Annotated in this window: 12 protein-coding genes; 3 read left to right on the top strand and 9 right to left on the bottom strand. The window is 64.3% G+C overall.

Going from position 1 to position 10,766, the window contains the following annotated elements; genetic code table 11:
* Nucleotides 1-13: 13 nt before the first annotated feature.
* Together AC2FL1_RS02395 and AC2FL1_RS02390 are read right to left on the bottom strand one after the other, a co-directional pair.
* Nucleotides 14-1,195: an aminotransferase class I/II-fold pyridoxal phosphate-dependent enzyme gene (locus tag AC2FL1_RS02395; RefSeq protein WP_496875863.1), complete on the bottom strand. Its 1,182-nt coding sequence runs from the start codon at nucleotides 1,193-1,195 to the stop codon at nucleotides 14-16.
* 108 nt (nucleotides 1,196-1,303) lie between these two features.
* Entirely contained in the window at nucleotides 1,304-2,632 is a 1,329-nt protein-coding gene (locus AC2FL1_RS02390; RefSeq protein ID WP_496875862.1) for an amidase, read from the bottom strand.
* Between the two features lie 48 nt (nucleotides 2,633-2,680).
* Here AC2FL1_RS02390 and AC2FL1_RS02385 point away from each other — a divergent pair, with 48 nt between their 5' ends.
* Complete coding sequence (locus AC2FL1_RS02385; RefSeq protein ID WP_496826628.1) at nucleotides 2,681-3,943, top strand: FAD-dependent monooxygenase; 1,263 nt, start codon at nucleotides 2,681-2,683, stop codon at nucleotides 3,941-3,943.
* A gap of 34 nt (nucleotides 3,944-3,977) precedes the next feature.
* Here AC2FL1_RS02385 and AC2FL1_RS02380 read toward each other — a convergent pair whose 3' ends face one another.
* The 6 genes from AC2FL1_RS02380 to AC2FL1_RS02355 form a co-directional block, all read right to left on the bottom strand.
* Nucleotides 3,978-4,745 carry a Stf0 sulfotransferase family protein gene (locus AC2FL1_RS02380; protein WP_496875861.1) on the bottom strand — a complete coding sequence of 256 codons (768 nt, stop codon included), beginning with the start codon at nucleotides 4,743-4,745 and terminating at the stop codon, nucleotides 3,978-3,980.
* On the bottom strand, nucleotides 4,738-4,926 hold the full coding sequence (locus AC2FL1_RS02375; RefSeq protein WP_496826632.1) for a Trm112 family protein: 189 nt from the start codon (nucleotides 4,924-4,926) through the stop codon (nucleotides 4,738-4,740). Before AC2FL1_RS02375 ends, AC2FL1_RS02380 begins: the two co-directional genes overlap by 8 nt.
* Entirely contained in the window at nucleotides 4,923-5,567 is a 645-nt protein-coding gene (locus tag AC2FL1_RS02370; protein WP_496826634.1) for an LON peptidase substrate-binding domain-containing protein, read from the bottom strand. The genes AC2FL1_RS02375 and AC2FL1_RS02370 overlap by 4 nt, the downstream gene beginning before the upstream one ends.
* Before the next feature lie 27 nt (nucleotides 5,568-5,594).
* Nucleotides 5,595-6,512 (bottom strand): thioredoxin, encoded by a 918-nt coding sequence (gene trxA / locus AC2FL1_RS02365; RefSeq protein ID WP_496875860.1) that lies wholly within the window; start codon nucleotides 6,510-6,512, stop codon nucleotides 5,595-5,597.
* Nucleotides 6,513-6,608: 96 nt separating this feature from the next.
* Entirely contained in the window at nucleotides 6,609-7,397 is a 789-nt protein-coding gene (locus tag AC2FL1_RS02360) for an exodeoxyribonuclease III (protein WP_496826638.1), read from the bottom strand.
* A gap of 199 nt (nucleotides 7,398-7,596) precedes the next feature.
* Nucleotides 7,597-8,283 carry a response regulator transcription factor gene (locus tag AC2FL1_RS02355; RefSeq protein WP_496826640.1) on the bottom strand — a complete coding sequence of 229 codons (687 nt, stop codon included), beginning with the start codon at nucleotides 8,281-8,283 and terminating at the stop codon, nucleotides 7,597-7,599.
* A gap of 166 nt (nucleotides 8,284-8,449) precedes the next feature.
* Here AC2FL1_RS02355 and ribA point away from each other — a divergent pair, with 166 nt between their 5' ends.
* Nucleotides 8,450-9,541 (top strand): GTP cyclohydrolase II, encoded by a 1,092-nt coding sequence (gene ribA / locus AC2FL1_RS02350; RefSeq protein WP_496875859.1) that lies wholly within the window; start codon nucleotides 8,450-8,452, stop codon nucleotides 9,539-9,541.
* The gene (locus AC2FL1_RS02345) at nucleotides 9,538-10,038 is read left to right on the top strand and encodes a L,D-transpeptidase family protein (protein ID WP_496875858.1); all 501 of its coding nucleotides are present in this window, start codon (nucleotides 9,538-9,540) and stop codon (nucleotides 10,036-10,038) included. The genes ribA and AC2FL1_RS02345 overlap by 4 nt, the downstream gene beginning before the upstream one ends.
* Here AC2FL1_RS02345 and AC2FL1_RS02340 read toward each other — a convergent pair.
* Nucleotides 10,022-10,681, bottom strand: coding sequence for a YggS family pyridoxal phosphate-dependent enzyme (locus AC2FL1_RS02340; protein ID WP_496875857.1), 660 nt, complete (start codon nucleotides 10,679-10,681; stop codon nucleotides 10,022-10,024). The two genes, AC2FL1_RS02345 and AC2FL1_RS02340, sit on opposite strands and share 17 nt — an antisense overlap.
* Between the last annotated feature and the right edge of the window lie 85 nt (nucleotides 10,682-10,766).

Here is a 10,766-nt window from a genome sequence, read left to right as displayed (position 1 = left end):
CTACCCTCGAACCTCAGCGATAGATGCAGTCGCGAAGGGCGATCAGCCCGCGCTGCAAGTCTTGTTTTGGGGCCACCATTGCGACCCTGATATATGTCTCTCCGGGATTCTGCCCCGGTTTTCCCTGTGCCAGATAGGCGCCAGGGAGCACCCGGACGCCGGTTTCGCGCCATGCCTTGAGCGCCGCCGCCTCGCCGTCATCGACCGGCAACCAAAGGAAAAACCCGGCCTCGGGCGGCTGATAGCCCTGCACCCCGGCAAAGACCTGATCGGCCAGCGCGTATTTCTCCTGATAAAGCGCGCGATTTTCGGCGACATGCGCCTCATCCGCCCAGACCCGCGCGGCGGCTGCCTGCAAAGGCCCCGGCAGTGGCGCTCCGGAATAGTTGCGCAACTGCTTGACATGTTTCAGCGTTTCCGGCCCACCCGCGATCAGGCCCGAGCGCAGGCCCGCCAGGTTCGAACGTTTCGAAAGCGAGTTGAACAGCACCACCCGTTCGGGATCGGCGCCCATCTCTTGGGCGACGGTCAGCGCGCCCGTGGGCGCCGTGTCACGGTAGATCTCGGAGTAACACTCGTCGGCGAAAATGCGGAAATCGTATTGTTCGGCCAGTCCGATCAACTCGGCCCAATATGCACGGCTGGCGACTGCGCCCTGCGGGTTGGCCGGAGAACAGATATAGGCCACGGCGGTGCGGTTCAGAACCTCGGTGGGCAGGCTGGCGTAGTCGGGCAGATGTCCGGTGGCGGCGGTGGCGGGCACGAAATGCGGCTCGGCACCGACCGAGATCGCAGCCACCATATAGACCTGATAGAACGGGTTCGGACACAGCACGATTGGTCGCTGTCCGTTCTTCTGCTCGGGGCAGAGCGCCATGGCGGAGTTGTATAGACCCTCCCGCGTGCCATTCAGCGCCATCACGTTTTTCTCGGGGTCGAGCGTCACGCCATAGCGGCGCGCGATCCAGTCCGTGATCGCGCCGCGCAACTCGGGTGAGCCCTCGTTCGGCGGATAACTTTGGCACAGATGGGCATTCTCGACGATCACTTCGGTAACCCAGGCCGGGAAATCGTGCTTGGGCTCGCCGATGGTCATATGCACGACTTCGCCGCCCGCCGGATGGTGGTCGAGCAACGCACGCAGGCGCGGGAATGCATATGCCGGTAGGTTCGAAAACCGCTCGGGGAATTTCATCTGGTCTGCCTCGTGTCGGGATCGTCAACGCCCCGTTTGCGAACCAAAGTACAGACGATCCCCGCGTGCGTCCAGACAAAGCGTTGCCCGCGCAGGGAATTGTGGCATTCAGGTCAGCGCGTGCTCTGCCGCCGCGCCCACGCGCAACAGCGCCTCTTCGCCGTCCGGGCGCCCAAGCATCATCAGACCGCAGGCCGGCATGCCCGTGGGCAGGCTCAGCCCACACAGGCCCATCAGGTTGCCGATGCGGGTATTGCGCAGCGCCAGCAGGTTTTCGGACACGTAATAGTCGTGGTCGCTGAGCAGCCGGTCACGGTCGGGCGGCAGGATCGGCGCGGTGGGCATCAGCACCGCATCGAACCCGGAAACCGCGCTGTCCCAGGCCGCGCGGCAGGTTTCCAGCCGCGCCCAGGCGGCCACGTAATCAGGGCCGGAGAAACCAGCACCGGCGCGGAACCGCTCCAGGATCTGGTCATACATGGCATCCGGATTGGCCTCGATCACATCCCGCCACAGGCCATAGGCCTCGGCAGTGTAGAGCACACCGGACAAGGCCATCGCATCGACCAGTTCGGGCACATCAAGCGGCACGATCTCGGCCCCGGCGGCGGACAGACGCGTCAGCGCCGACTCGAACCCCGCGCCCGGCGCCTCACGCAGATCATCCAGCGCCACGGTTTGCAACACGGCCAGACGACAGCCATTGAGCGAGGCGCTGCGCAAGTCGGCGGCGCGCCCTCCCTCAAGCAGAGCCAGCGCCTCGGCCGCATCCTCGACCGAGCGGGCCAGCGGGCCGACCGTGTCGAATTTCAGGCAGAGCGGCACCACCCCTTCGAGGCTGAGCCGCCCCGAAGTGGTCTTGAGCCCAACCAGATCGTGCCAGGCCGAGGGGATGCGAACAGACCCACCGGTATCCGAGCCGATGCCACAGGCGGCAAGACCAAACGAGACCGAGGCCGCCGCACCCGAAGAGGACCCGCCCGGCACCCAGGCCGGATCATGCGGGTTGGGCGGGGTTGCGGTGACAGGGTTGAGGCCCAGACCGGAAAAGGCCAGCTCGCTCATATGGGTCTTGCCCAGGCAGACGGCGCCGGCGGCGGTGGCATTGCGCAATACCTGGGCATCCGCCTCGGGCACCCGCCCCTTGAGCAGGGCCGAGCCGGACTCGGTGGCCACGCCCGCGCTGTCGAACAGGTCCTTCCAGCTGAGCGGTACGCCATCGAACAACGATCGGCGCAGGCCCAGCCTGGCGCGCTCGGCGGCGGCGCGCGCCTCGGCCCGGGCGCGGTCGGCGGTGACGCGGGCATAGATGCGGTCGCGGTCGGGATGGGCATCGATTGCATTCAGATAGCATTCGGTCAGTTCGACAGGGTCGATCCGCCCCGCCGCGATACCGCGCCCCAGATCGCTTGCCGTCATGGTCAGCCAATCGCTCATCTTACCCTCCCGCTTGCTTTTGCCGCGACGGTAGCGACAGGACTGCGCATGGACAATCCCGAACCGGCGCGCATATTGCGACTCATGGAACATAGAGCCGATATCGCAATCGTGGGTGGCGGGCTGAACGGTCCGGTGCTGGCCCTGGCACTGGCCCAGAGCGGGCAAAGCGTTACCCTGGTGGATGCCCTGCCCGACCCGCTGCGCACAGACGCCGCATTCGATGGCCGCGCCTATGCGCTGGCGCTGGCCTCGCAACGGCTGCTGGCCGCTGTGGGTGTCTGGGATCACGTGGCGGGTGCCGCCCAACCGATGCTCGAGATCAAGGTCAGCGACGGTCATGCCGGCGCCGGCCCCTCCCCCTTCTTCCTGCATTTCGACCATGCCGAGATCGAAGAAGGGCCAATGGGCTATATGGTCGAGGATCGCTATCTGCGGCGTGCACTGCTGGCCGCGATGGAGGCGGAGCCGGGCATCACCCGGCTGAACGGCACCGCCGTTATCGCCCAACAGACGGATGGAACCGGCGTTACGCTGACACTGGCCGACGGCTCGCACCTGCGCGCCGGGTTGGTGGTGGGCTGCGACGGGCGCAAGAGCGGCACCGCCGCGCGCGCGGGCATCAAGCGGACCGGCTGGGATTACGGCCAGACCGCGCTGGTCTGCGCCATCGCGCATGAGCGGCCCCATCATGGGATCGCGCATCAGTTCTTCATGCCGCCGGGGCCGCTGGCGATCCTGCCGCTGCCCGGCAATCGCAGCTCGATCGTCTGGAGCGAACGGACGGAGGCCGCCGCCCGCATCAACGCCCTTCCCGAGGCGGAATACCTGGAAATCCTGCGGCCCCGGTTCGGCGATTTTCTGGGCGAGATCCGGCTGGAGGGTGCCCGGTTTACCTATCCGCTGAACCTGACGGTCGCCAATGCCTTTGTCGGCGAACGGCTGGCGCTGGTGGGAGATGCGGCGCACGGGATGCATCCGATTGCCGGTCAGGGGCTGAACGCGGGCCTGCGCGACGTGGGCGCGCTGGCCGAGGTTCTGATCCTGGCCGTACGCCGGGGCGAGGATATCGGCGCAGCCCCAGTGCTGGAGCGCTATCAGCAGTGGCGCCGGTTCGACACGGCGACGCTGGCACTGGCGACCGATGCCTTCAACCGGCTGTTTTCCAACGACAACCCGCTTTTGCGGTTGGGCCGCGATGTCGGCATGGGCGTGATCGGCGCTTTCCCCGGCCTGCGGCGCGGTTTCGTGCGCGAGGCGGCCGGGCTGACCGGTGACCTGCCGAAACTGATGCAGGGCCGCGCGATCTGAGTGCGGCTCCTCCGCCCTGGCAGGCGTCCTCGCCTCAGGCGCGTCCTTCGCGTTGCGCCCGGTACCGGTGCGCCCAGTCCCGGCTTTCTTCGCCGGAGAGTTTGGCAACCGCCGGGGTCAGGCCCTGCGCCCGCTCCGGGTCCTGACCCAGATGCGAAAGAATGGCCGAGACCACCTCTATCGGCGTGTCCGCGAGGTCTTCGTAGTCGATGACGAGCGGCGTGATGCCCTGGGCGAGGAACCAGTCGGTCCAGCCCGCTTCATAAGTCTCAAGCGCGCGCACATGGCCGTCGATCGCGTCGAAATCGTAGACCGGGTCGCGATGGGGGGCGAGCCGTTCGATCTCGCGCCCATCGGGCGCAATATGCCAGAGCCCCGATTGCTCGGCCCGCACCCGCGACACTGCTTGCGCCACCTTGTCCCGGCGGCGCAGGTGCAGATAGCGGGTTAGTCCGAATGCCGCCTCGATCAAGGCAGTATCGCGGGGCAGTCCGGGATAGAGATGGTCCAGCATGCCCAGCATATCGCCCAGATTCTCGCGCATCAGGCGCAGCCCGAATACCGGCGTCCCGCCGCGCCCCTCGACCAGCGCCGAATCCAGATACGCACGGTCAAATCCGGCCGCGCCCGGGCGCAGCGTCTCGGGCAGGCCCCAATCCTGGGCCCACCAATCAACGGATTGTGTGCGAAAGAAGGAATCGGGGGCTCCGGCCACGCCGGTGGCCGCCAGATAGCCGCAAAGGAGGGTGCTGCCGCTGCGCGGCGTCCCGCAGAGGATATAGGCCGCAGGCCGTTCAGTCATCCAGCGGGCGCGCCTCGTCCACCAGCATCACCGGGATCCCGTTGCGGATCGGAAAGGCCAGCTTGGCCCCCTTCGACACCAGTTCCTGCGCCTCGGCATCGTATTCCAACGTGGCATGAGTGACGGGACAGACCAGCGCCTCGAGCATACGGCGGTCAAAGGAAGTGGCGGTTTCACTCATTGCAGGGGATCCTTGCCACTGTTACCGCAGAGGGCGAATTCGATCAGGGTGACCAGCGTTTCGCGCCGGGTCTTGAGGCAGGGTGCTTCGAGCAGGGCCTGTTTGTCCTCGGGCGTGAAATCCAGCAGCATCGACAGCGAATTGACCAGCAGCTCATCATCGGCCTGGGTCAGGCTGTCCCAGTCGGTGCACATGTCGCGCGCCTCGAAAAACCTTTGCAGCAGTCGCAGGAAGGCATCCCGGTCGAACCGGGGATCGGGCGCGCAGGAAGAAGCCAGATCGTGATCGAAGCTTTTCCAGCAGACGGTGCAGCGGCGATAGGGTGCAAACCCGTCAACCTCGGACTTTATCCGAAAGCGCGACACACCGGTCAGGGTGATCATGTACCGCCCGTCCTCGGTTTCCGAAAACTGAGTGACCCGCCCGGCACAACCGATCTGGTGCAACTTGCCGCCATCCTGACGACAGGGATTGGGCTGTACCATACCGATCAGCCTCTGCGGCGTGCGCAATGCGTCATCCAGCATCTGCAGGTAGCGCGGTTCGAAAACATGCAGCGGCAGCCGCGACCGGGGCAGCAGCAGCGCTCCGGGAAGCGGAAAAACCGCCAACGTGTCGGGAAGGTCAGCGGATTGCATCATGCCTTCAACTGTAGCTCTATCGCGGGATTAGGCAAATATCATCGAGCTGAGTTTGCGCCGGCCATTGAGTACGATCGGATCGTTGGGTTTGAGCGCATCGAAGATGGTGAACAGCTGCGCCTTGGCGGCGCCCTCGTTCCACTCGCGGTCACGGCGGAACAGGTCGAGCAGTTCGGCAACCGCCTCTTCGGTCTGGCCAGCAGCATGCAAAGCCTGAGCCAGATCAAACCGGGCCTGGTGGTTGTTCGGATCGGCCTCAACCGCAGCGGCAAGTTCGGCGACAGGACCAGCATTCGACGCCTGACGCGCCAGTTCCAGCTGGGCATGCGCGGCCTCAAGCTCGGGCTTGGTCGAGATCGCCGCGGGTGCGCCGTTCAGGATTGCCTCGGCCTGATCCAGATCGCCCAGCGCGATATGGGCGCGCACCAGCCCGCCATAGGCGGCGGCATGGTCGGGCTCTTCGCCGAGGATCGCGGCAAAGGTTTCTGCCGCATCGGCGGCGGCGCCCTGCTCCAGCATCTCTTCGGCGGCGGCAACCGCCTCGTCAAGCTGGGCGCCGGGGGCCTCTCCACCGGCGGCGGCGACCACACGGTCGATGAAGCCCTTGATCTCAGACGCGGGCAGCGCGCCCTGAAACCCGTCGACCGGCTGGCCCTGATAGAACGCATAGACGGTCGGTATCGACTGGATCCGCATCTGGCCTGCGATCATCTGGTTTTCATCGACATTGACCTTGACCATCTTCACCGCGCCCTTGGCGGCGGTCACGGCGGCCTCAAGCGCGGGACCCAGCGTCTTGCACGGGCCGCACCAGGGCGCCCAGAAATCGACGATCACCGGAACCGTCTGGCTGGCCTCGACCACGTCGGCCATGAAGGTGGCTTCATTCGTGTCCTTGATCAGATCGCCTGCGGGGGCTGCGCCCGCGCCATTCAGAAGTTCCATCGTCTCTTTTCTCCGGTTCGGATTTGGCCCCTATATGCGCCTGACATGCAGGGAAACCAAGGCCTCAGTTCTCTCCTGGGGCCGGATTCTATTCGATCAAAGGTCGAAACTAGCAAAAACCGGGGCGTGGTCGCTGGGTTTCTCCCACCCGCGCGCGTCGCGCAGGATACGGCTGGAATGGCCCGCACTCGCGATATCCGGCGTGGCCCAGACATGATCCAACCGGCGACCCTTGTCAGCGGCATCCCAATCCTTGGCCCGGTAGGACCACCAGGAATACAAAAGACCCTCGGGGATGTCCTGGCGAGTGATGTCGACCCATTTGCCTGCATCCATCACTTGGCCCAGGTGATCGACCTCGATCGGCGTGTGCGACACGATCTTGAGGAGTTGCTTGTGGCTCCAGACGTCATCCTCGCGCGGGGCGATGTTGAGATCACCCACCAGAATGGATTTCTCGGGACTGTTTGCGTGGAACCAGTCGCGCATTTCGGTCAGGTAGTCTAGCTTCTGGCCGAACTTCTCGTTCACCTCGCGGTCGGGCACATCACCACCGGCGGGGACATAGAAATTGTGGATGGTGACCCCGCTTTCCAGCCGCGCCGCGACATGGCGGGCATGGCCGAGGGTGGCGAAATCCTCGCGCGCGACTTCCTCGATCGGCAGGCGCGACAGGATGGCGACTCCGTTATAGCCCTTTTGCCCGTGCGCAACGACGTGCCGGTAGCCCAGTTCGGCAAAGCTTTCGACTGGCATCTTGTCGACCGGCGACTTGATCTCTTGCAGGCACAGGATGTCAGGCCCTTCCTCGGCCAAAAGCTTGCACACGATGGGTTCGCGCAGGCGGACCGAGTTGATGTTCCAGGTGGCAAGGGTAAAGGGCATGGCGCGTCTCGCTTTCATCCAGTCCGGCGAAACCTATCGCCTGACCCGGCGATGTCCATGGCCTGTATAAAAAAAGGGCCGGGCACAAGGCCCGGCCAGTCCAACAGGGAGGTGCATGTCATGACCCGGACATGCGCGGGTTGGGGTCAGGTTAAAGGTACCACAAAGATTCCACTTTGACCTGAATCAATATCTCAATTTACGCCACGAGCCTGTATCCGCCGGATTCGGTAACCAGAAGCCGCGCGTTCGACGGGTCTGGTTCGATCTTCTGGCGCAGGCGATAGATATGGGTTTCCAGCGTGTGGGTGGTGACCCCGGCGTTATACCCCCAGACCTCGTGCAGGAGCACGTCGCGCGGCACCACGCCATCGGTCGAACGGTAGAGATACTTGAGGATGTTGGTCTCTTTCTCGGTCAGCCGAATCTTGCGCTCGTCTTCGGTGATCAGCATCTTCATCGCCGGTTTGAACGTATATGGCCCCAACTGAAAAACGGCATCTTCGGATTGCTCGTGCTGACGCAATTGCGAACGGATACGAGCCAGAAGAACCGGAAACTTGAACGGCTTGGTCACGTAATCGTTGGCACCGGCATCAAGACCAAGAATGGTATCGGCATCGCTGTCATGACCGGTCAGCATGATGATCGGGCTCTTGACGCCCTGCTTGCGCATCAGGCGGCACAACTCGCGCCCATCGGTATCGGGCAGACCCACATCCAGAATCACCAGATCATAGATCGCCTCTTTGGTCCGCTCCGATGCCGCATGACCGGTCTCGGCCTCGAAGACATCGAAATCCTCGGTCATGACCAGCTGTTCGCTCAGCGCCTCGCGCAGGTCGTCGTCGTCATCTACCAGCAGGATTTTTTTCAGCTGCGCCATACCCGCATCCTCCAGATTTCGTTTCGCAACAGGTGAGGGCGCAGCACGAATTCGGCAAGTTTTGCTGCATATCTCTCACGCGGTCGTGTTTTACTTGCGAGATTTATTTCACATTTCCGCCGACAGCGACTAGGTAAATGCCGTGAACGTTATAGGATAACACCCGATGAGTCTGATCCCGGATGTCACCGAGCTTCTGGCGCGCGCCCGTGCCGACCTGCGCATGGGGGTGCCTGTCGTGTTGCGGGACGAGGACGGGGATTGCACTCTGGCGCTGGCGGTCGAAACGCTGACTGCGGAGCGACTGGCGGATATGCGGCAATTGGGCGATCCGGTCATTGCCATCACCGGGCGCCGCGCGGAAACGCTCAAGGCGCGCGCCTATGACGGCGATCTAGCGCGGGTAAGCCTGCCCGCCGGGGCCGATCTGCGCTGGGTCCAGGCGGTGGCCGATCCATCGGACGATCTGAACACGCCGATGAAGGGGCCGCTGACCACGTTGCGGCAAGGCAAGGCCGGGTTGCACCGACTGGCGATCAGCCTGACGAAATCCGCGCGCCTGCTGCCTGCGGCGGTGCTGGTGAATTTGCCCGAGGGGCGTGATTTCGCCGCCGCGCACGGGCTGACCACGATCGACCACGCTTCAGCCGCGCCTCACCTGTCCGAACGCAGCCCGCTGCACGTGGTCTCGGCCGCGCGCTTGCCGATGGAGGTCTCCGAGGCCGGGCGCCTGCATGTGTTCCGTCCCGAGGATGGTGGCGAAGAGCATTACGCGGTGGAAATCGGCCGGCCCGACCGGGACAAGCCGGTTCTGGCGCGATTGCATTCGGCCTGTTTCACCGGCGACCTGATGGGCAGCCTGAAATGCGATTGCGGCCCACAGTTGCGCGGCGCGCTGGCACAGATGGGCGAAGAAGGTGCGGGCGTTCTGCTCTATCTCAACCAAGAGGGGCGCGGCATTGGCCTTGCCAACAAGATGCGCGCCTATTTCCTGCAAGATCAAGGATTTGATACGGTCGAAGCCAACCACAGGCTGGGGTTCGAGGATGACGAGCGCGATTTCCGGCTGGGCTCGGACATCCTGAAGTCGCTGGGCTTCAAATCGGTTCGCCTGCTCACCAACAACCCCGCCAAGATCGCCATGATGGAACGTACCGGCATCGCGGTGACGGAACGGGTGCCACTCAAGGTAGGCGAGACCGCGCATAACCGGGGCTATCTGGCGACCAAGGCGGCCAAATCGGGCCATATGTTGTGAACCCGCAGGATTTGGTCCTGACTCCGCGCGGGGTGCGGTTCTGGGGCCGCTATCTTCCCTGCTCCATCGGCAAGGGCGGCATCCGGGCCGACAAGCGCGAGGGCGACGGGGCGACCCCCGTCGGTATCCATCGCATCGTCGGCATGCTGTATCGCGCTGACCGAATCGCGCCGCCTGCCCCATGGGCACGGCCCATCGGTCCGGGCGATCTGTGGTCGGATGATATGGGCGATGCGGCCTATAACCACCTTGTAGGCAAGCCCTACGGGCACAGCCACGAACGGCTGCGCCGCGCGGATCCGCTTTATGATCTGGTGCTGGTGACCGACTGGAACTGGCCCGAAGCGGAACCTGGGCGCGGCTCAGCCATTTTTGTCCACCAATGGCGGCGGCCCGGCTATCCGACCGAGGGCTGCGTGGCCTTCAGGCGCCCCAATCTGCACTGGCTTGCACGGCGGGTGCGGCCCGGAACGCGGTTGATCATCCCGCCGCTTTGACCCGGTCGCCGAAAATGGCAGAGCCAACCCGGACATGGGTTGCCCCCAGCGCGATGGCGCTTTCGAAATCGCCGCTCATCCCCATGCTGAGACCGCTCAACCCATTGCGCGCCGCGATCTTGGCCAGCAACGCGAAATGCAGAGCAGGTTCCTCTTCGACCGGGGGGATGCACATCAACCCGTGTACCGGCAGGTCAAGCGCGCGGCATTCGGCGATGAACCCGTCCGCTTCCATTGGCAGGACACCCGCCTTCTGATCCTCTTCGCCGGTGTTGACCTGAATGAACAGGTCGGGACATTTGCCCATTTCCTGCGCCAGCCGGGCAAGTGTCGTGGCCAGCTTGGGGCGATCGACCGAATGGATGGCGTGCACCAGTTCCATCGCCTGACGTGCCTTGTTGGTCTGCAACGGGCCGATCAAATGCAGTTCCACACCCTCGTACCGCTCCATGAAGGCAGGCCATTTTCCTGCCGCCTCCTGCACGCGATTCTCGCCGAAGATGCGATGCCCCTGCTCCAGCACCGCCTCGACGCGCTCGTTGGGTTGCACCTTGGACACCGCGATCAGCTTGACCGACCCCTCTGGCCGGTTCGCGGCCTGTTCGGCCCTGGCGATGCGGTTCGTTATCTCTTGCAGTGACATGTCGTCCCCCGATCTGGCTTGCCGCAGAAAAACACCATGTCGGCGCAAAAGAAAAGGGCAGGTCCGAAGACCTGCCCCCATTCGA

The sequence above is a fragment of the Ruegeria sp. YKSF070 genome (assembly GCF_059612725.1).
Note: the sequence above shows the minus strand (reverse complement) of the source record. Positions and strands in the feature narration are given on the sequence as shown.

What these genes read in the sequence shown, in the direction of transcription:
- AC2FL1_RS02395 (WP_496875863.1), bottom strand. Translation starts at nt 1,195, where the DNA reads ATGAAATTCCCCGAGCGGTTTTCGAACCTACCGGCATATGCATTCCCG.
- AC2FL1_RS02390 (WP_496875862.1), bottom strand. Translation starts at nt 2,632, where the DNA reads ATGAGCGATTGGCTGACCATGACGGCAAGCGATCTGGGGCGCGGTATC.
- AC2FL1_RS02385 (WP_496826628.1), top strand. Translation starts at nt 2,681, where the DNA reads ATGGACAATCCCGAACCGGCGCGCATATTGCGACTCATGGAACATAGA.
- AC2FL1_RS02380 (WP_496875861.1), bottom strand. Translation starts at nt 4,745, where the DNA reads ATGACTGAACGGCCTGCGGCCTATATCCTCTGCGGGACGCCGCGCAGC.
- AC2FL1_RS02375 (WP_496826632.1), bottom strand. Translation starts at nt 4,926, where the DNA reads ATGAGTGAAACCGCCACTTCCTTTGACCGCCGTATGCTCGAGGCGCTG.
- AC2FL1_RS02370 (WP_496826634.1), bottom strand. Translation starts at nt 5,567, where the DNA reads ATGATGCAATCCGCTGACCTTCCCGACACGTTGGCGGTTTTTCCGCTT.
- trxA (WP_496875860.1), bottom strand. Translation starts at nt 6,512, where the DNA reads ATGGAACTTCTGAATGGCGCGGGCGCAGCCCCCGCAGGCGATCTGATC.
- AC2FL1_RS02360 (WP_496826638.1), bottom strand. Translation starts at nt 7,397, where the DNA reads ATGCCCTTTACCCTTGCCACCTGGAACATCAACTCGGTCCGCCTGCGC.
- AC2FL1_RS02355 (WP_496826640.1), bottom strand. Translation starts at nt 8,283, where the DNA reads ATGGCGCAGCTGAAAAAAATCCTGCTGGTAGATGACGACGACGACCTG.
- ribA (WP_496875859.1), top strand. Translation starts at nt 8,450, where the DNA reads ATGAGTCTGATCCCGGATGTCACCGAGCTTCTGGCGCGCGCCCGTGCC.
- AC2FL1_RS02340 (WP_496875857.1), bottom strand. Translation starts at nt 10,681, where the DNA reads ATGTCACTGCAAGAGATAACGAACCGCATCGCCAGGGCCGAACAGGCC.